This is a genomic window from Kitasatospora sp. NPDC058190 (assembly GCF_042883685.1).
Lineage (GTDB): Bacteria > Actinomycetota > Actinomycetes > Streptomycetales > Streptomycetaceae > Kitasatospora.
Genome location: NZ_JBHVVI010000041.1, coordinates 14,919 through 36,867, shown reverse-complemented (window position 1 = coordinate 36,867; position 21,949 = coordinate 14,919). Strand labels below are relative to the sequence as shown.

Here is a 21,949-nt window from a genome sequence, read left to right as displayed (position 1 = left end):
GGAACCCCGCCGCTGTCCAGGGCGATGAGAAATCTTCGAACCGTTCCTCGCGGCGCATCGAAGTTTTCCATGAGCTCGTGGCCGTAAGGGAGTTGATTCATAGTCTGGTCCGGTCGCCCCGAGCCCCGGCGGCGTGGGAATTCCCGGGTCCTGATGCGTCTACTCAAGCGGAGTGAATGACAATGGCCGACCGAAACGAACTCCGGCTTTCGCTGACGGCCGCGCAATACGGAATGTGGCTGGCCCAGCAGGTCGATCCCGAGAATCCGATGTACAGCATCGCCGAGTGCGTCGAGATGTCCGGCCGGATCGACCCGGTGCTCTTCGAGGAGGCGCTGCGCCGGGTGGTCCAGGAGGCCGAGGCGCTGCGCATCCGCTTCCTGCCGGGCCCGGACGGGCCGGAGCAGACCGTGGTGGCCGGCCTCGACTGGACCCTGCACACCCCGGACGTCAGCGGCCGGCCGGATCCGCGCGCCGCCGCCGAGGACTGGATGCTGGCCCGGGTGCGCACCCCCGTGGACCTCGCCGAGGGGCCGCTGTTCACCTTCGCCCTGATCAGGGTCGCCGAGGACCGGTACACCTGGTTCAGCAAGGTGCACCACGCGATCGTCGACGGCTACAGCTGGTCGCTGATCGTCTCCCGGGTCGCCGCGCTGTACTCGGCCCTCGCGGCCGGCACCGAGCCCGCCGCGCACCGCTTCGGGACCCTGCGCGAACTGGTCGACCAGGACGCCGAGTACCGGGCCTCCGAGCGCTTCGCCGAGGACGGGCGGTACTGGGCGCAGCGCCTGGCCGGCCTCGGCGAGACCGTCAGCCTGGCCGAGCGGGCCCAGCGGGTGCCCACCGACCACATCCGGCTCACCGGCCACGTGACCGAGCGGGACGCCGAGGCGCTGCACGCCCTGGCCCGGGAACTGCGGGTCAGCTGGCCGGCCCTGGTGATCGCGGGCGTGGCCGGCTACCTCCAGCGGCTGACCGGCGCCGAGGACGTCGTGCTGGGCCTGGCCGCCGCCGCGCGCGAGGGGGCCGTCGCCAAGCGCACCCCGGGCATGGTGTCCAACGCCCTGCCCGTCCGGGTCGGCGGCGGGGCCGGCACCTCGGTCGCGGACCACGTGCGCGCGGTGAGCGACGAGCTGCACCAGGCGCTGCGCCACCAGCGCTACCGCCAGGAGGACATCCACCGCGACCTGGGTCTGATCGGCGGCCGCCGCCGGCTCTGGGGCCCCGAGATCAACCTGATCATGTACGGGGAGCGGCTGGAGTTCGCCGGGAACGGCGCGACCGTGCGCGGCTTCTCCATCGGCCCGGAGGAGGACCTCTCCCTGGTCATCGACAGCCGTGGCCCGGGCGCCGGCTTCCTGATCGACTTCCACGCCAATGCCGACCTCTACGGCGGCGGGCTGCTGGCCGCCCACCAGGCCTCGCTGACCGGCTACCTGGCCGCGCTGGCCGCCGCCGCCCCGGACGCCCCGCTGGAGACCGTCGCGCTCTCCGTGCCCGAGGGCTGGACCCCGCCGACCGTCGGGCAGGACGCCGAGCCCGGCCCCGGCGCGTCCTACCGGGCCCCGGCCACGCCCCGCGAGGAGGCGCTGTGCGCGCTGGTCGGCGAGGTGCTCAAGGTGGGCCGGGTCGGCGTGGACGACAACTTCTTCGCCCTGGGCGGCCAGTCGCTCACCGCCATCCGGCTGCTCGGCCGGGTGCGCGAGGAACTGGGCGCCGAACTCTCCATCCGCGCCGTCTTCGAGAATCCCACCGTGGCCGGCCTGGTCGCGCTGATGGACGGCAGCGCCGGCGAGCGCCGGGCGCTGGCCCCGGTCGCCCGCCCCGCCGAACTCCCGCTCTCCCTCGCCCAGCAGCGGCTCTGGCTGGTCAACCGGCTGCAGGGGCCGAGCGGCGCCTACAACATGGGCCTGGCCCTGCGGCTCACCGGCCGGCTCGACCGGGCGGCGCTGGCCGCGGCCGTCCAGGACGTCCTGGCCCGGCACGAGAGCCTGCGCACCGTCTTCCCCGAGACCGACGGACGCCCCCGGCAGGAGGTCCTCAGCCCGGCCGAGGCCGCCGCCCGGGCCGCGCTCACCGAGCAGGCGGCCGAGCCGGCCGGGCTGGACGCGGCGATCGCCGCGGTGGTCGCCGAGGGCTTCGACCTGACCACCCAACTCGCCGTCCGGCCGCGCCTGCTGGTGCTCGGCCCGGAGGAGCACGTGCTGCTGGTGGTGCTCCACCACATCGTCGCCGACGGGCTCTCGCTGGCGCCGCTGGCCCGCGACCTCGGCCTCGCCTACACCGCCCGGCAGTCCGGTGCCGCACCCGCCTTCGCCGAACTGCCGGTGCAGTACGCCGACTTCACCCTCTGGCAGCAGTCGGTGCTCGGCGACGACGCCGACCCGGACAGCCCGCTCGGCCGGCAACTCGCCTACTGGAAGGACGCGCTGGCCGGCCTGCCGGGCGAGCTGGTGCTGCCGGTGGACCGGCCGCGCCCCAAGGAGCTCAGCCAGCGCGGCGAGATCGTCCGCTTCGAGCTGGGCGCCGGGCTGCACCGGCGGCTGACCGACCTCGGCCGCGCCCACCGGGCCAGCCTGTTCATGGTGCTGGACAGCGCCGTCGCGCTGCTGCTGAGCCGCCTCGGCGCCGGGACGGACATCCCGCTGGGCAGCGCGGTGGCCGGCCGCGCCGAGCCCGGGACGGAGGAGCTGATCGGCTGCTTCGTCAACACCGTGGTGTTCCGCAACGACCTCTCCGGCAACCCCACCGTCGGCGAACTCCTCGACCGGGCCCGGGAGATGTCGCTGTCCGCGCACGCCCACCAGGACATCCCGTTCGAGCGGCTGGTCGAGGCGCTCAACCCGGAGCGCTCACTGGCCCGCAATCCGCTGTTCCAGGTCATGATGGACGTCCAGACCCCGGCCGAGGCCACCCTGGAGCTGCCCGGGCTGACCACCACGCCCCAGCAGGTGGACCCGGGCGTGACCAAGATCGACCTGCTCTTCGGCTTCGACGAGCGCTCCGGCGGCCACGAGGCCGCCGCCGGGATCGGCGGCCGGCTGGAGTTCAGCACCGACCTCTTCGACCGGGCCACCGTCGAGGTGATGAGCGAGCGCCTGGTGCGCATCCTGGAGGCCTTCACCGCCGGACCCGGGCAGCGGATCGACGACATCGAGGTCCTCACCGAGGCCGAACGGCGGCTGGTACTGGCCGAGTTCGGCCGGGGCGAGGAGATCGCGGCCGGGCCGCTGCTGCCCGAGCTGTTCCAGGCCCAGGTGGCCCGCACCCCGGACGCCACCGCCCTGACCGAGGGCGGGCGCAGCCTCACGTACGCGGAGCTCAACGCCCGCGCCAACGAGCTGGCCCACACCCTGCTGGCCCGCGGCGCCGGCCCCGAGCAGCGGATCGCCGTCCTGCTGCCCAGCTCGGCCGAGCTCGTCGTGGCGCTGCTCGCGGTGGTCAAGTCCGGTGCGGCGTACGTCCCGGTGGACCCGAAGTACCCGGTCGAGCGGATCGCCTACATGCTCCAGGACTCGGCCCCCGCGCTGGTCCTGGCCGCCCCCGACACCCTGGCCGCGGTGCCCGCCGGCGTCCCCGTCCTGGACGTCACGGCCGGCCACCGGGCCACTGCCGCCGACCCGGTGGACGCCGACCGCCCGGTGCCCCTCGACCCCGCGCACCCGGTGTACGTCATCTACACCTCCGGCTCGACCGGCCGCCCCAAGGGCGTCGTGGTGACCCACCGCTCGGTGGCCGCCTACCTGGGCTACGCCCGTGAGCGCTACCCCTCGGTGGCCGGCGGCACCCTGCTGCACTCGCCGGTCTCCTTCGACCTGACCGTCACCTCGCTGTACGCCCCGCTGATCACCGGCGGCCGGGTGCGGGTCACCGCGCTGGAGGGCCCGGGCACCGGGGCCGAGCGCCCCGCCTTCCTCAAGACCGCCCCCGCCCACCTGGCGCTGCTCGGCGTGCTGCCCGAGGAGTTCACGCCCACCGGCGAACTGGTCGTCGGCGGCGAGATGCTGCTCGGCGAGGCCGTCGCCGAACTGCGCCGCCAGCGGCCCGGGGTGACCGTGGTCAACGAGTACGGGCCGACCGAGGCGACCGTCGGCTGCGTGGAGTACCGGATCGGCCCCGACCAGGAGGTGCCGGCCGGCCCGGTGCCGATCGGCAGGCCGATGTGGAACTCCGCGATCCGGCTGCTGGACGCCGGGCTGCGCCCGGTGCCGGTCGGCGTCCCCGGCGAGATCTACATCGGCGGCGGCCAGCTCGCCCGCGGCTACCTCGGCCGCCCCGCGCTGACCGCCGAGCGCTTCGTCGCCGACCCGTACGGCCCGGCCGGTGCCCGCATGTACCGCACCGGCGACGTGGGCCGCTGGCGGGCCGACGGCGAGCTGGAGTACCTCGGCCGGGTCGACGACCAGATCAAGCTGAACGGCTTCCGGATCGAACTCGGTGAGATCGAGTCGGTGATCGCCCGCCACCCGCGGATCGCCCGGGGTGCCGCCACCGTCCGCGAGGACCAGCCCGGCCACCGTCGGCTGGTCGGCTACGCGGTGCCGCGCGAGGGCGCGGCGGTGGAGCGGGACGAGGTGCTGGCGCACCTCCAGCGCACGCTGCCCGCCCACATGGTGCCCGCCGCCGTCGTCCTGGTCGACGACCTGCCGCTGACCCCCAACGGCAAGCTCGACCGCGCCGAGCTGCCCGCCCCCGAGTTCACCGCCACCACCGAGGCCGCCGCACCGCGCACCCCGCTGGAGGAGGATCTGGCCGGCCTGTTCGCCGAGGTGCTGGGCCGGGAGACGGTCGGGCTGCACGACAGCTTCTTCGAACTGGGCGGCGACAGCATCGTCTCCATCCAGCTGGTGGCCCGGGCCCGCCGACGGGGCCTGGCCATCTCGCCCAAGGACGTCTTCGAGCTGAAGACGGTGGCGGCCCTGGCCGCCGCCGCCGAAGCCGCCGGGACGGCCGCTCCGCAGGCCGAGGCCGTCCCCGGCACCGGCCCGCTGCCGGCCACCCCGATCCAGCGCTGGCTGGAGGAGCGCGGCGGACCGGTGGACGCCTTCCACCAGAGCGCCCTGGTCCAGGTGCCGGCCGGCCTCGGCGAGGACGAGCTCGGCCGAGCCCTCCAGGCCGTCCTGGACCGGCACGACGCGCTGCGCACCCGGCTCGACCGCGACGGCGCCGACGGCCGCTGGGCGTTCGAGATCACCGCCCCCGGCAGCCGGCCGGCCGCCGAGGCGGTCCGCCGGGTGGACGCCGCCGGGCTGACCGGGCAGGCGCTCACCGAACTGATCGCCGCCCACGCCCGGCAGGCCTGGGACCGGCTCGCCCCCGAAGCCGGTGCCAACGTCCAACTGGTCTGGTTCGACGCCGGACCGGACACTCCCGGCCGACTGCTGGTCGCCGTCCACCACCTGGTCGTCGACGGAGTCTCCTGGCAGATCCTGCTGCCCGACCTGCGCGCCGCCTGGGAGGACGTCAGCTCCGGCAAGCAGCCCGAACTCGCCCCGGTGGGCACCCCGTTGCGCCGCTGGGCCGAACTGCTCACGGAGGAGTCGGGCCGCCGCTCCGGCGAACTGGCGCTGTGGACCGATGCCCTGCGGCTGCCCGCCCCCTCCCTGACCGACCAGCCGCTCGACCCGGTCCGCGACACCGCGGCCCGCGCCGCGAGCCTGACCCACCGCCTCCCGGCCGCCACCACCGAAGCGCTGCACCAGCACGCCGCCGGGGTGCTCAAGGCCGGAGTGCACGAACTGCTGCTCACCGGGCTCGCCCTCGCGGTGGCCGACTGGCGGCGGCGGCACGGCCGCACCGACGCCCCGGGCGCCCTGATCGACGTCGAGGGCCACGGCCGCCAGGACCTCACCGACGGGCTCGACCTGTCCCGTATGGTCGGCTGGTTCACCACCATCCGCCCGGCCCGGCTCGACCCCGGCGTCACCGACTGGGCCGGCCTGTGGGCCGGCGGCCCCGAGGCCGGACAGGCGGTGCGCGCGGTCAAGGAGCAGCTGCGGACCGCCCCCGACGAGGGCATCGGCTACGGGCTGCTGCGCCACCTCGACCCGCAGGCCGGGCCCGCGCTGGCCGCCCTGGCCACCGCCCCGGTCCTGTTCAACTACCTGGGCCGGGCGGACGCCCCCGGCGGCGACTGGCAGGCGGTCCCCGAGACCGAGGCCGTCCTCACCGAGGGTGCCGACCTGCCGCTGTCCCACCTGCTGGAAGTCAACGCGGTGATTCAGGACCACCCCGACGGCCCCCGGCTGCGGGCCACCTGGACCTGGCCCGAGCGGCTGCTGCCCGAGGCCGAGGTCCGCGAACTCGCCGACACCTGGTTCCGCGCCCTGGGCGCGCTGACCGAGCACGCCGACCGCCCCGACGCCGGCGGTCACACCCCATCGGACCTGGCGCTGGTGGAGCTTTCCCAAGACGAGATCGACGGCCTCGAGGCCGAGTGGAGGATGCTGTGATGACGAAGCAGGGCCCCGAGGACATCCTTCCGCTGTCCCCGCTCCAGGAGGGTCTGCTCTTCCACGCCCTGTACGACCAGGGCGGGGACGACGTCTACACCGTGCAGGTGGTGCTCGACCTCGGCGGCGGACTCGACCCGGACACCATGCGCCGTACCGCCGAGGCGCTGCTGCGCCGGCACGCCAACCTGCGCGTCGGCTTCCTGCACCCCAAGCAGAGCCGGCCGGTCCAGGTCGTCGCCCGCGAGGTCGAACTGCCCTGGGCCACCACCGACCTGCGTGACCTCGCCGCAGCCGACCGGGAGCAGGAGCTGGCCCGCGTCCAGGCCGAGGAGAAGGCGCACCCCTTCGACCTCTCCCGCCCCCCGCTGATGCGCTACCACCTGGTGCGCCTCACCGAGGACTCCTACCGGCTGCTCTGCACCTTCCACCACATCCTGCTGGACGGCTGGTCGACCTCGGTGCTGCTGGGCGAGCTGTTCGAGGTGTACGCCAACGGCGGCGACGCCTCCGCCCTGCCGCCGGTCACCCCCTTCCGGGAGCACCTGGCCTTCCTGAACCGCCAGGACCACTCCCGCTCGGAGGCCGCCTGGCGCGAGGCGCTGGAGGGCATCGACGCGCCCACCCGGCTGGTGCCGGCCGACCCGGGCCGCGCCGTCGTCCACCCGCGCCAGCTGCCGCTCGAACTGTCCGTCGAGGCGACCGAGGCGCTCTCGGCCCGGCTGCGCGCCAACGACCTGACCTTCTCCAGCGCCGTGCACGGCTCCTGGGCCCTGCTGCTGGCCGCGCTCACCGGCCTGGACGACGTGGCCTTCGGCACCGTGGTCTCCGGCCGCCCGGCCGAGGCGCCCGGGGTGGAGCGGATGGTCGGCATGCTGATCAACACCCTCCCGGTGCGGGTGCGGCTGCGCACCGACGACTCGCTGAAGTCGGTGCTCTCCCGGTTGCAGAGCCACCACCTGGAGATGTCGGCCCACCAGTACACCGGCATGCGCGACCTGCACCGGCTCTCCGGGCACTCCGAACTCTTCGACACCTACGTGGCGTTCGAGAACTTCCCGTTCGACCTGGAGGCGCTGCGCGAGCTGGCCGGCGGCCTGGTCATCGAGGGCTTCGACGTCCTGGACGCCAACCACTACCCGCTCTGCCTGGTCTCGCACGTGTACGAGGGCCGGCTTCGGCTGGTGCTCAACTACCGCCCGGACCTGTTCGAGAAGGACGAGGTCGAGGTCATCGGCGGGCGCCTGGTGCGCCTGCTGGAGGCCCTCACCGAGGACCTGACCCGCCCGGTCGCCGCCCTCGACCTGCTCACCGCCGAGGAGCGGCAGCGGCTGCTGGCCGGCGCCGACGCGGCCCCCGCGGTGGCGCCGGCCACCTTCCCCGAGCTGTTCGCCGCCCAGGTGGCCGCCACGCCGGAGGCGGTCGCGGTCGAGTCCGCCGACGCCCGGCTGACCTACGCCGAACTCGACCGGGCCACCGACGCGTTGGCGCAGCGGCTGACCGGCCTCGGGGTGGGCCCCGAGCAGGTCGTGGCGCTGGTGCTGGGCCGCTCGGTGGAGTCGGTCGTCGCCCCGCTCGCCGTGATGAAGGCGGGCGCCGCCTACCTGCCGGTCGACCCGGACTACCCGGCCGATCGGATCGCCTTCATGTGCCAGGACGCCCGCCCCGCGGCCGTCCTGACCACCGCCGCCCACCGGGCCGCCGTCCCGGCCGGCGAGTGGCCGACCGTCCTGCTGGACACCCCCGCCGAGGCCGAGGGCGGGGCCCGCCCGTGCGGCCCGGTCTCGGTGCAGTCCCCGGCCTACCTGATCTACACCTCCGGCTCGACCGGCGTGCCCAAGGGCGTCGTGGTCACCCACGCCGGCCTGGCGGCCTTCGCCGCCGCCGAGCGCGAGCGCTTCGCCGTCACCGCCGACAGCCGGGTGCTGCAGTTCGCCTCGCCGAGCTTCGACGCCTCGGTGCTGGAACTGTGCATGACGCTGACCTCCGGGGCCGCCCTGGTCGTCCCGGAGCCGGGCCCGCTGGCCGGGGAGCCGCTCGCCGAGCTGATCGCCGCCCGTACGGTCACCCACGCCCTGATCCCGCCCGCCGCGCTGGCCAGCGTCCCGGCCGTGGACCTGCCCGACTTCCGCTGCCTGGTCGTCGGCGGCGACGCCACCTCCGCCGAGCTGGTCGAGCGCTGGGCGCCGGGCCGCCGGATGGTCAACGCCTACGGCCCGACCGAGTCCACCGTCGCGGTGTCGATGAGCACCCCGCTGGAGCCCACCGGCGACGTGCCGCCGATCGGCGCGCCGGTGCCCGACACCCGCGCCTACGTGCTCGACGCCGGTCTGCGGCTGCTGCCGCCCGGCGTGCCGGGCGAACTGTACGTCGCCGGCGCCGGCCTGGCCCGGGGCTACCACCGGCGGGCCGCGCTGACCGCCGAGCGCTTCGTCGCCTGCCCGTTCGGCGCGCCCGGCGAGCGGATGTACCGCACCGGCGACGTGGTGCGCCGCCGTCCGGACGGCCAGCTGGAGTTCGTCGGCCGCGCCGACGACCAGGTGAAGATCCGCGGCTTCCGGATCGAACTCGGCGAGATCGAGAGCGTCCTGGCCCGCCACCCCGAGGTGGACCGGGCCGCGGTGATCGCCCACGAGACCCAGCCCGGCGTCAAGCAGCTGGTCGGCTACGTCGTCCCGGTCGCCGGCGCCGCCCCCGAGGCCGAGGCGCTGCGCGGCCACGTCGCCACCCTGCTGCCCGAGTACATGGTCCCCGCGGTGGTCATGACGCTGGACGCGCTGCCGCTGATGGTCAACGGCAAGCTGGACCGCAAGGCGCTGCCCGCCCCGGTGCTCACCCCCGCCGCCGGCCGGGCCCCCGAGACCGAGCGGGAGAAGCTGCTCGGCACCCTGTTCGCCGAGGTCCTCGGCGTCGAGCAGGTCTGGGCCGACCAGAGCTTCTTCGAGCTCGGCGGCGACAGCATCGGCTCGATCCAGCTGATCAGCCGCGCCCGCAAGGCCGGCCTGCGCTTCACTCCCCGCGACGTCTTCACCCACCGCACCGTCGAGGCGCTGGCCGCCGTCGCCCAGGAGGCCCCGGCCCGCGGCGCCGCCCGCCCGCAGCCCGCCGGCGACGGTGTCGGCTCCGTCCCGCTCACCCCGATCATCCACTGGTTCAGCGAGCACAGCGGCGCCACCGGCCGGTTCAGCCAGTCCATGCCGGCCCCGGTGCCGGCCGGGCTCGACCGGGCGGCGATCACCGCGGTGCTCCAGACCTTCCTGGACCACCACGACGCGCTGCGGCTCAAGCTGACCCGGATCGAGGACATCGACGAGTGGACGCTGGAGATCACCGCACCCGGTACCGTCCCGGCCGGTGAGTCGCTGCACCGCGTCGACGCCGCCGCCCTGGACGCCGAGGCCCTGCGCGCCGCCGTCGCCCGGGAGGCCGACGCCGCGCTGACCCGGCTCGCCCCCGAGTCCGGCCGGATGGTCCAGGCCGTCTGGTTCGACCACGGCCGCGAACACCCCGGCAGCCTGCTGCTGGTGATCCACCACCTCGCGGTGGACGGCGTCTCCTGGCGGATCCTGCTGCCCGAACTGACCGCCGCCCTCCAGGCCGCCGCCGAGCGGCGCACCTTCACCCCCGAGCCGGTCGGCACCTCCTTCCGCCGCTGGGCGCGCCACCTCACCGCGGCCGCCGTGGAGCCCGAGCGGATCCGCGAGCTGCCGCTCTGGCGCTCCATCCTGGCCACCCCCGACCCGCTGCTGACCGACCGTCCGCTGGACGGGGAGCAGGACACCCTCGGCACCGCCGGCCACCTCACCCTGCGCCTGCCCGTCGAGACCACCGAGCCGCTGCTCGGCGCGGTGCCCGCCGCCTTCAACGCGCAGATCAACGACGTGCTGCTGACCGCCCTGGCGCTCGCCGTCGGCGACTGGCGCCGCCGGCGCGGCCACGGGGACGGCTCCGCCGTGCTGGTCGGCCTGGAGGGCCACGGCCGCGAGGAGATCCTGCCCGACGCCGACCTGTCGCGCACCGTCGGCTGGTTCACCAGCCTCTACCCCGTCCGGCTGGACCCGGGCACGGTGCCCGCCGAGCAGCTCACCGCCGCCGGCCCGGCCCTGGGCACCGCGGTCAAGTCCGTCCGGGAGCAGCTGCGCGCCATCCCCGACAACGGCATCGGCTTCGGCCTGCTGCGCTACCTCAACCCGCGCACCGCCGTCCAACTGGCCAAGTCCGCCGAGCCGCAGATCGGCTTCAACTACCTGGGCCGGATCGACGGCGCCGAGGACACCGGCCTCGGCGGCGGCGCCGACCAGGCCACCCCGCTGCCGTACACCCTCACCGCCAATGCCGTCACCGAGACCCACCCCGACGGCAACCGGCTCACCGCCACCTGGACCTGGCCCGGCGCGCTGCTCACCGAGGCCGACGTGCGCGAGCTCGCCGAGGCCTGGTTCGCCGCCCTGGACGCGCTGGTGCGCTGCGCCCAGCGCCCGGAGGGCATCGGCCGGCTCGTCCCCTCCGACCTGCCGCTGGTCGCCCTCGACCAGGCCGGGATCGACCGCCTGGAGCAGGCGCAGCCGCGGCTGACCGACATCCTGCCGCTGTCCCCGCTCCAGGAGGGCCTGCTCTTCCACACCGAGTACGACCAGGGCGCCGACGACGTCTACATCACCCGGCTCGCCCTGGACGTGCACGGCGAGCTGGACACCGCGGCGCTGCGTGCCGCCGTCACCGCGCTGCTCACCCGGCACGACAGCCTGCGCGCCGCCTTCCACCGCACCGCCGACGGCGCGCCCGTGCAGCTGATCCCCGAGCAGGTCGAACTGCCCTGGCACGAGGTGGACCTGAGCGACCTGGACGAGGCCGCGCGGACCGCCGAGCTGGACCGGCTGCTGGTCGCCGAGCGCACCCGCCGCTTCGACCCGCAGCGGCCCCCGCTGCTGCGCTTCAGCCTGATCCGGCTCGCCCCGGACACCCACCGGCTGCTGTTCGCCGCCCACCACCTGCTGTTGGACGGCTGGTCGGCGCCGGTGCTCGCCGAGGAGCTGTTCGCGCTGTACGGGCAGCGTGGCGAGGCCGACGGCCTGCCGCCGGTCGTCCCGTACAAGGACTACCTGGGCTGGCTGGCCGACCAGGACCGGGCGGAGGCCGAGCGGGCCTGGAGCACCGCGCTGGCCGGGATCGACGAGCCCACCCTGGTCGCCCCCGCCGCGGCCGGCGAGCCGCCGCTGCCCGGCCGGATCGTCGACGAGCTGCCGGCCGACCTGGCCGCCGCGCTCACCGCCGCCGCCCGCGCCCACGGGCTGACCATGAACGCCGTGGTGCAGGGCGCCTGGGGCGTCGTGCTCGCCGCCCTGACCGGCCGCGACGACGTGCTGTTCGGCGAGACGGTCTCCGGCCGCCCGCCGGAGCTGCCCGGCGTCGAGTCGATGGTCGGGCTGTTCAGCAACACCGTGCCGGTCCGGGTGCGGATCGACCGGGCGGCCCCGCTGGTCGACACCCTCGCCGCGGTCCAGGCCCAGCGGGTCGAGCTGCTCGCCCACCACTACCTGGGCCTCGCCGACCTGCAGCGCCTCGCCGGACTGCCGACCCTGTTCGACACCGCGGTGGTCTTCGAGAACTTCCCGCCCGGGCCCGGCGACCGGCAGCGCGTGCACGGCCTGACCGTCTCCGAGGTCGACACCAAGGGCGACAACCACTACCCGCTGGGCATGGTCGTGATGCACGACGACCGGCGGACCGTCCTCAACTGGTACTACCGGCCCGACCTGCTTCCCGAGCCGCTGGTGCGGACCCTGACCGGGCAGCTGCGCCGGGTGCTGGAGACCGTCGTCTCCGCGCCGGGCACCCCGGTGGGCCGGATCGCCCTGCTCGACGGCGCCGCCGCCGAGGAGCTGACCGCCGGCACGGCCGGCCCCGCCCTGGAGGCCTGCGAGGCCCTGGTGCCCGAGCTGATCGAGGCCCAGGCCCGGCGGACCCCGGACGCCGTCGCCCTGATCGACGGCGACCGCGAGCTGTCCTACGCCGAGCTGGAGGCGCGCGCCAACCGGCTCGCCCACGAGCTGACCGCCCACGGCGCCGGCCCCGAGCGGCTGGTGGCCGTCGCGATGGAGCGCTCCGCCGAGCTGGTCGTCACCCTGCTCGCGGTGCTGCGCTCCGGCGCGGCCTACCTGCCCATCGACCCCTCCCACCCGGCCGAGCGCAACGCCTACCTGCTCGGCGACGCCGCGCCCGTCCTGCTGCTGACCACCCGTGAGACGGCGGCCGGCCTGCCGGACAGCGGCGTGACGCGCCTGGTCCTGGACGAGCCGGCGACGGCCGCGGCGATCGCCGCCCGGCCGGACACCGCCCCCGCGCGGACGGCCTGGCCCGGGAACCCGGCGTACGTCATCTACACCTCCGGCTCCACCGGCCGCCCCAAGGGCGTGGTGGTCACCCACCGGTCCGTGGTGGACTACCTGCGCTGGACCGGGCAGGCCTACCCCGGCGCGGCCGGCCTGGCCCTGCTGCACTCCCCGGTCACCTTCGACCTCACCGTCACCGCGCTGTTCACCCCGCTCACGGCCGGTGGCGCGGTGCTGATCGCCAAGCTGGAGGAGCGCCCCGGCGTCACCGCCCGGCTCTCGGCCACCCCGGTGACCTTCATGAAGGCCACCCCCAGCCACCTGCCGCTGCTCGGCGCGCTGCCCGACGCCTACTCCGCCACCGAACTGCTGCTCGGCGGCGAGGCCCTGCTGGGCGAGGCGCTGGCCCCCTGGCGCGAGCGGCACCCGGACGCCACGGTGTGGAACGTCTACGGGCCCACCGAGGCCACCGTCAACGTCACCGAGTACCGGATCGAGCCCGGCGCCCAGGTCCCGCCCGGACCGGTCCCGATGGGACGCCCGCAGGGCAACGTCCGGGCCTACGTCCTGGACTCCGCGCTGCGGCCCGTCCCGGCCGGGGTGGCCGGCGAGCTGTACCTGGCCGGCAGCTGCCTGGCCCGCGGCTACCTCGGCCGGCCCGCCCTGACCGCCGAGCGGTTCCTCGCCGACCCGTACGGCGCGCCCGGCGAGAGGATGTACCGCACCGGCGACGTGGCCCGCCGGCTCGCCGACGGCACCCTGGTGTTCACCGGCCGGGCCGACGACCAGGTCAAGATCCGCGGCCACCGGATCGAGCTGGGCGAGGTCGCGGCCGCCGTCGCCGCCCTGCCCGGGGTCGGCGCCCAGGCGGTGTCCGTCCGGGACGGCGGGGAGCACGGCAAGCGGCTGGTCGCCTACGTGGTGCCCGCCGAGGGGGCCTTCCTGCCCGAGGGCGCCCGGCTGCGCGAGCTGCTCGCCGCCGTCCTGCCCGAGGCCATGGTGCCGGAGGCCGTGGTGGCGCTGGAGCGGCTGCCGCTGACCGTCCACGGCAAGGTCGACCACAAGGCCCTGCCGGAGCCGGAGTTCGCCGCCGCGACCGCCGACCGGGGCCCGCGCTCCCCGCAGGTGGAGATCCTCTGCGGCCTGTTCGCCCAGGTCCTGGACCTGCCCGAGGTCGGCTCGGACACCAACTTCTTCGAGCACGGCGGCAACTCGCTGAGTGCGGTGCGCCTGCTCAGCCGGGTCCGCTCGGCCTTCGGCTCCGAGGTGGACGTTCGCGCGGTCTTCGAGGCGCCCACCCCCGAGCGGCTCGCCGCCCGGCTCGGCGGCGCGGACGACACCGCCCGGCCGCGGCTGGAGGCCCGGCCGCGCCCGGAGGAACTGCCGCTGTCCTTCTCCCAGTTGCGGCTGTGGTTCCTCGGCCGGCTGACCGGCCCGTCCGGCGCGTACAACGTCCCGATCGGCATCCGGCTCACCGGCACCCTCGACCGGGAGGCGCTGCAGGCCGCCCTGGTGGACGTGGTCGCCCGTCACGAGAGCCTGCGCACCGTCTTCCCGGACACCGGCGGCAAGCCGCGCCAGCACGTCCTGGAGCCGGGCGAGGCCCGGGTGCCCGTGGACGTGATGCCCGTCGGCCCGGACGGCCTGGCCGCCTCGCTCGCCGCGGCGGCCGGCCGGGGCTTCGACCTGGCCGCCGAACTCCCCCTGCGGGCCACCCTGTTCGCGGTCTCCGCGACGGAGCACGTGCTGCTGCTGAACCTGCACCACATCGCCTCCGACGGCTGGTCCAACGCCCCGCTCGCCCGCGACCTCACCACCGCCTACGCCGCCCGCCTCGGCGGCCGGGCACCGCGCTTCGCGCCGCTGCCGGTGCAGTACGCCGACTACACCCTGTGGCAGCGCGAACTGCTCGGCGACGAGCGGGAGTCCGGCAGCCTGGCCGCCCGCCAGCTCGCCTTCTGGGAGCAGGCGCTGGCCGGCGCTCCGGCCGCGCTCGACCTGCCCTTCGACCGGCCGCGCCCGGCCGAGTCGACCGACGGCGGCGCCGTCACCGAGTTCCGGATCGACGCCGAAACGCACGCCCGGCTCGCCGAGTTGGCCCGCACCCACCAGGTCACCCTGTTCATGGTGGCCCAGGCGGGGCTGGCCGCGCTGCTGACCCGCCTCGGCTCCGGCACCGACATCCCGATCGGCACCGCCGTCGCGGGCCGCCCGGACGAGGCCCTGGACGACCTGGTCGGGTTCTTCGTCAACACCCTGGTGATGCGCACAGACACCTCCGGCGACCCGGACTTCGCCGAGCTGCTGAGCCGGGTCCGGGCCACCGACCTGGCCGCGTACGCCCACCAGGACCTGCCGTTCGAGCGGCTGGTCGACCACCTCGGCCCGGACGTCCGCTCGCTCGCCCACACCCCGCTGTTCCAGGTGTTCCTGGCCTTCCAGAACAACGCGGCGGCGCGGATCGAGCTGCCCGGCCTGACCGCCGAGCCGGCCGAGGTCGAACTCACCTCGGCCAAGACCGACCTGGGCTTCGAGCTCGCCGAGACCTTCGACGCGGACGGCGCGCCCGACGGACTGCGCGGCATGATCAGCTACCGTACCGACCTGTTCGACCGGGCCACCGTGGAGTCGATCGCGGCCCGGTTCGCGGCCCTGCTCGATGCCGTCGGCGCCGACCCGACGCAGCCGGTCAGCCGGATCGACCTGCTGCCCGGCGCGGAGCTGCACCGGGTGCTCACGGAGTGGAACGACACCGCCCGCGAGGTGCCGGTCGAGACCTTCCCCGCCCTGTTCGAGCGGCAGGCGGCGGCCACCCCCGACGCGACGGCCGTGCTGGCCGGCCCGGAGCGGCTGACCTACGCCCAACTCAACGAGCGGGCCAACCGCTGGGCGCACCACTTCATCGCCCAGGGCGTCGGGCCGGAGGACCGGGTGGCCGTCGCCGTCCCGCGCTCCGCGGACTGGCTGGCCGTCACCCTCGGGGTCCTCAAGGCCGGCGCCGCCCACCTGCCGGTCGACCCCGGCTACCCGGCCGAGCGGATCGCCTACCTGGTCGAGGACGCCCGCCCCGCGCTGGTCGTCGCCACCGAGGAGACCGCCGCCCGCCCGGCGCTGGCCGCGGCCGCTCGGGTGCTCACCGTCGACTCCTCCGAGGTGCGGGCGGCGGTGGCCGCCGCCCCGGCGACCGACCCGTCCGACGCCCAACGGGTCCGCCCGCTGCGCACCGGCCACCCCGCGTACGTCATCTACACCTCCGGCTCGACCGGCCGCCCCAAGGGCGTCCTGGTCACCCACCGGGGCATCGCCGCCATGGCCGGGGCGCACGCCGAGAACTTCGGCGTCGACGCGGACAGCCGGGTCCTGCAGGCCGTCTCGCCCAGCTTCGACGTGTCGATGGCGGACCTGGCGATGACCCTGCTGCACGGCGCCGCGCTGGTGCTGTCGCCCGGCAACTCCGCCCCGGCCGGGGCCGAGCTGGCCGAGCTGGTGGACAGCCGGGAGGTCACCCACCTGCAGATCACCGCCGGGGTGCTGGCCACCCTGCCGGACACCACCCTGCCCACCCTGCGCACCCTGGCGGTCGGCGGCGAGGCCTGCCCGCCCGACCAGGTCGCCCGCTGGTCCGCCGGCCGCCGGCTGCTCAACGTGTACGGGCCCAGCGAGACCACCGTCTGCGCCACCATGAGCCGGCCGCAGTCCGGCGCGGTGCACCCGCCGATCGGCGCGCCGCTGTGGAACACCCGGGCCTACGTCCTGGACGCCTTCCTGCGGCCCGTCCCGGTCGGGGTGACCGGCGAGCTCCACCTGGCTGGCGACGGCCTGGCCCGCGGCTACCTCGACCGGCCCGCCCTGACCGCCGAGCGCTTCGTCGCCAACCCCTTCGGGGCGCCCGGCGAGCGGATGTACCGCACCGGCGACCTGGTGCGCTGGAACGCCGACGGCCAGCTGGAGTTCGCCGGCCGGGCCGACGGCCAGGTGAAGATCCGCGGCTTCCGGATCGAACTGGGCGAGGTCGAGGCGGCCCTGGCCACCCACCCGGACGTCGAGCACGCCGTCGTGACGGTCCACCAGGACCAGGGCGGACGCAGGATGCTGGCCGCCTACACCGTCCCGCGCTCGCCGGAGCCGGTGCCGGCCGCCGACCTGCGCGACCACCTGGCCGAGCGGCTGCCCGAGTACATGGTCCCGGCCGCGTTCACCACGCTGGCCGCGCTGCCGCTGGACGCCAACGGCAAGATCGACCGCCGGGCCCTGCCGGAGCCGGAGCTCGCCGCCGAGGAGGGCGGCCGGGCCCCGCGCGACGCCAAGGAGACCCTGCTCTGCGAGCTGATCGCCGATCTGCTCGCCGCCCCGCGGGTGACCATCGACGACAGTTTCTTCGGCCTCGGCGGGGACAGCATCGTCTCCATCCAGCTGGTCAGCCGGGCCCTGGAGGCGGGGCTGGAGTTCACCGCCCAGGACGTCCTGCGCTGCCGCACCATCGAGGAGCTGGCCGCCACCGCGACCGGCCTCGGCGACGCACCGGCCGACACCGGTCCGCTGGACGACGCCGGCACCGGCGAGGTCCCGCTGACCCCGGCCGGGCACGCGCTGCGCGAACGCGGCGGCGCCGCGGCGGTCACCACCCTCGCGGTGACGCTGCCCGGCGACTGCGACGAGCGGCGCCTGCACACCGTGCTGCAGAGCCTGGTCGACCGGCACGACACGCTGCGGCTCAAGCTGACCGCGCGGGCCGGCAACCTGGTCTGGGCCCTGGAGGCCCGCCCGCGCGGCGAGGTCACGGCCGCCTCGCTGCTCACCCGGGTCGACACCCGGGGCCTGGACGCCGCCGCCCTGGCGGCCGTCCGGACCGAGCGGGCGGCGGCCCTGCGGGCCTCGCTGCGCCCGGAGGAGGGCGCCGTGTTCGGCGCCGTCTGGTTCGACGGCGGCGCGGCGGGGGAGCACCACCTGCTGCTCGCGGTGCACGCGCTGGCGGCCGACCCGGCCTCCGGCCGGATCCTCGCCGCCGACCTGCGCACCGCCTGGGAGGCGGTCGAGGCCGGACGCACCCCCCGGTTCGCCCCGGTCCCGACCCCGTACCGGGCCTGGGCGGAGCACACCGTGGCCGCCGCCGCGGACCCGGCGCTGATCGACGAGCTCCAGCCGTGGACCGACCTGCTCGCCACGCCCGTCGAGCCGCTCGGCGACGGCCGGTTCGACCCGCGCCGGCACACCGTGGCCGGGCTGCGGGAGACCCGGGTGACGCTCACCGCCGAGGAATCGGCGGCCCTGCTCGCCGAGGCCCCCGCGCACTACGCCACCGGGGTCGAGGAACTGCTGCTCGGCGCCTTCGCCGCCGCCCTCGGCCGCTGGCGCGCCGAGCGCGGCCGCCCCGGCGGCAGCGCCGCCCTGGTCGCCCTGGAGGCGGACGGCCGCCGCCGGGCACCCGAGGGTGCGGACCTCACCGCCACCGTGGGCCTGTTCACCGCCGCCCACCCGGTGCTGCTGGGCGCCGACGACCAGGCCCAGCCCGCCGCGGGCGTGCTGGTCAAGCTGGTCAAGGAGCAGCTGGCCGCGGTCGCGGACCGCGCCGCCGGCTACGGGCTGCTGCGCCACCTCAACCCGCAGACCGTCCCGCTGCTGGCCGGCCTGCCCACCCCCGAGGTCCGGATCCGCTACCGGGGCCGCTTCGGCGCCTCGCCCGTCGACGGCTTCGCGCCGCTGACCGGCGCGGGCGACGTCCGCCCGGTGGAGACCGAGGCCCCGGAGGCGAACGCGGCGTACCTGCTGGACGTCGAGCTCTGGGTCCGGGACGAGGCCGACGGGCCGCGTCTGACGGCCCGTTGGGCCTGGGCGGACGGGCTGTTCGCCGACGGCGACGTGCCCGCCCTGGCCGACCACTGGCTGGGCGCGCTGCGCGAGGTGCTGGCCGGCGGCGAGGGCTCCGGCGGGCGGACCCCGTCCGACTTCCCGCTGGTGCCGCTGGAGCAGGGCGACATCGACCGGCTGGAGGAGGGCGGGCGCGCGCTGGCCGACGTGCTGCCGCTCGCCCCGCTCCAGGAGGGCCTGCTCTTCCACACCTTGTACGAGCAGGGCCCGTCCGACGTCTACACCGTCCAGTTCGGCCTGGACCTGGAGGGCGAGCCCGACGCCGCGACCCTGCGCCGCGCCGTGGGCGCGCTGCTGGAGCGGCACCCCAACCTGCGGGCGGGCTTCGCCCACGAGGGCCTCTCCCGCCCGGTCCAGTTCATCCCCGAGGACTGCGAACTGCTCTGGGCGGAGACCGACCTGAGCCACCTGGACGAGGCCGGGCGCACCGACGGCGTCCAGCGGGTGATGCGCGAGGACCGGGAGCGGCGCTTCGACGTCACCTGCCCGCCGCTGCTGCGCTGCACGCTGGTGCGGCTCGGCGGCGGCCGGGCGCGGCTCGTCCTGACCTTCCACCACCTGCTGCTGGACGGCTGGTCCACACCGGTCCTGCTGGACGAGCTGATGCGGCTCTACCGCACCGGCGGCGACCCCTCCGCACTGCCCGAGGCCCGCGCGTACCGCGACTACCTGGCCTGGTTGGCCGGGCAGGACCAGGAGGCCTCCGAGCGGGCCTGGCGCACGGTGCTGGACGCCACGGTGCGGCCCACCCTGGTGGCGCCCGCCGACCCGGACCGGGCGGCGGTGGCCACCGAGAGCGTGTCGGTGACCCTGGGCGGCGAGCTGGTGGCCGGCCTGACCGTGCTGGCCGGGCGGCAGGGCACCACCGTGAACGTGGTGGTCCAGGCCGCCTGGGGGCAGCTGCTGCGCCGGCTGACCGGCGAGGACGATGTGGTGTTCGGTGCCACCGTCTCCGGCCGCCCGCCGCAGGTGCCCGGGATCGAGCGGATGGTGGGCCTGTTCATCAACACCGTCCCGGTGCGGGTGGCCCACCGCCCCGGCGAGCCCGCCGAGCGGGTGCTGCCCCGGCTGTGGGAGCAGCAGGCCGAGCTGGTGACCCACCAGCACCTGCGCCTGGTCGACCTCCAGCGCCTCGCCGGTCGGGGTGAACTGTTCGACACCCTGCTGGTGTTCCAGAACATCCCGACCGACGGCGGCGGCTTCGGCGGCGAGGACACCGTGCGCGCGGTGGACCTGGAGATGAAGGACGCCACCCACTACCCGCTCACCCTGGACGCGGGCCTGGCCGGGGACCAGCTGCAGTGCCGGCTCGGGTACCGCCCGGACCTGCTGGCCAAGGAGGAGGCGGAGACCGTCCTGGAGGCGCTCGCCGAGGTGTTCCGCGGCCTGGCCGCGAACCCGGGGCGCGAGCTCCCGGCCACCGGGGGCGACCCGCTGACCGCCTGGTGGGCGGGCGTGCGGCAGCGCTCGGCGGCCCCGGCCGACGGCGCGGCGCAGGCCGAGCCGACCGTGGGTGAGCCGACCGTGGCCGAGCCGACCGGCGGAGCGCAGGCGGGCCCCTCCCGGGAGGCGGTCCTCGCGGGCCTGTTCGCCGAGCTGCTGGGCGTCCAGGAGGTCGGTCCGGACGACGACTTCTTCGAGCTCGGCGGCGACAGCATCGTCTCCATCCAGCTGGCCGGCCGGGCCCGCCGGGCGGGCCTGCTGATCAGCCTGCGTGACGTCTTCCGGCACAAGACGGTCCGGGCGCTGGCCCGGGTCGCCCGGGAGGACGACGCGCCCGGCGCCGGGGAGTCCGCCGAGGACGCCCTCGGCGACACCGCGCTCACCCCGGTGATGCTCGACCTGTACGAGCGCGGCGGGCCGATCGACGCGGTGCACCAGGCGGCCCTGCTCCAGGTTCCGGCCGACTGCGACGAGCAGCGGCTGGCGGCCACCCTGCAGGCCGTCCTGGACCGGCACGACACCCTGCGCTCGCGGATCACCACCGGTCCCGACGGCCGGCGGCTGGAGATCGCCGCGCCGGGCGCGGTGGCGGCGGCCGGGCTGCTCAGCCGGGTCGACATCGCCGCGGTGGAGCGGGCCGAGCTGATCTCCGTGGTGGCCGCGACCCGGACCCGGGTGCAGGGCGAACTCTCGCCCGCCGACGGTGAGATGGTGCGCGCGGTCTGGCTGGACGCCGGCCGTGACCGGCCGGGCCGGCTGCTGATCCTGGTCCACCAGCTGGCCGTGGACGCCACCTCCTGGCGCGTCCTGAACGAGGACCTGAAGGCGGCCTGGACGGCGGTCGCCGCCGGCCGGAAGCCGGAGCCGAAGCCGGTGGGCACCTCCTTCCGGCGCTGGTCGACGCTGCTGTCCGAGCAGGCCCGCTCCGAGCGCCGGACCGGCGAACTCCCGCTCTGGCGCGAGCTGCTGGCCACCCCCGACCCGGTACTGGCGGACCGTCCGCTGGACCCGGCCCGGGACACCGCCGCCACCGCGCGGCAGGTGACGCTGTCGCTGCCGCACGAGGTGGCCGAGCCGCTGCTCGGCCAGGTGCCGGCGGTGTTCAACGCCACCGTCGAGGAGGTCATGCTCACCGGCCTGGCCCTGGCCGTCGCCCGCTGGCGCGCCCAGCGCGGCCGCGGCGAGGGCGGCGCGGTGCTGGTCGGCCTGGAGGGCCACGGCCGCGAGGAGATCGCGGACGGGGTCGACCTGTCCCGTACGGTCGGCTGGTTCACCAGCGTCCACCCGGTGGCCGTGGACCCGGGGCCGGCCCCCGGTGCCGCGCCCTGGCCCGACACCGACGGGCTCGGCACCGCGCTCAAGCGGGTCAAGGAGCAGCTGCGGGCCATCCCGGACAAGGGCATCGGCTTCGGCCTGCTGCGCCACCTCAATCCGGAGACGGCCGCCGAGCTCGCCCGACTGCCCGAACCGCAGCTCGGCTTCCGCTACCTGGGCCGGTTCGAGGCGGTCCGGACCCCGGAGGACTGGACCCCGGAGGACTGGACCCCCGCGCCGCAGGACGCCGGGACGCGGGCCGGCGGCGTCGGCGCGGACCCGCTGCGCCACGTGCTCGGGCTGACCGCGGCGGCCCGGGACCACCTCGGGGGCGCGCAGCTGGAGGCCGTCTGGACCTGGCCGGGCGACCTGCTCGACCGGGAGGAGGTCCAGCGGCTGGCCGGGCTCTGGTTCGACGCCCTGGTGGCGCTGGCCGAGTGCGCGGCCGGCCCCGGGGCCGGCGGCCTGACCCCCTCGGACGTGTCCCTGCTGGCGCTCTCGCAGGACGAGATCGACGAATTCGAAAGTGAACTGAGCTGA

The 21,949-nt window shown here is 75.9% G+C and carries 2 protein-coding genes; both read left to right on the top strand.

What is annotated here, in order from left to right; all coding sequences use genetic code 11:
• The first annotated feature begins 182 nt into the window (after window positions 1-182).
• Complete coding sequence (locus ACFVWU_RS20030; RefSeq protein WP_387622510.1) at window positions 183-6,452, top strand: amino acid adenylation domain-containing protein; 6,270 nt, start codon at window positions 183-185, stop codon at window positions 6,450-6,452.
• Window positions 6,452-21,949 (top strand): amino acid adenylation domain-containing protein, encoded by a 15,498-nt coding sequence (locus tag ACFVWU_RS20025; RefSeq protein ID WP_387622507.1) that lies wholly within the window; start codon window positions 6,452-6,454, stop codon window positions 21,947-21,949. Before ACFVWU_RS20030 ends, ACFVWU_RS20025 begins: the two co-directional genes overlap by 1 nt.

Coding starts and splice junctions, on each gene's coding strand:
- ACFVWU_RS20030 (WP_387622510.1), top strand. CDS start 183: ATGGCCGACCGAAACGAACTCCGGCTTTCGCTGACGGCCGCGCAATAC.
- ACFVWU_RS20025 (WP_387622507.1), top strand. CDS start 6,452: ATGACGAAGCAGGGCCCCGAGGACATCCTTCCGCTGTCCCCGCTCCAG.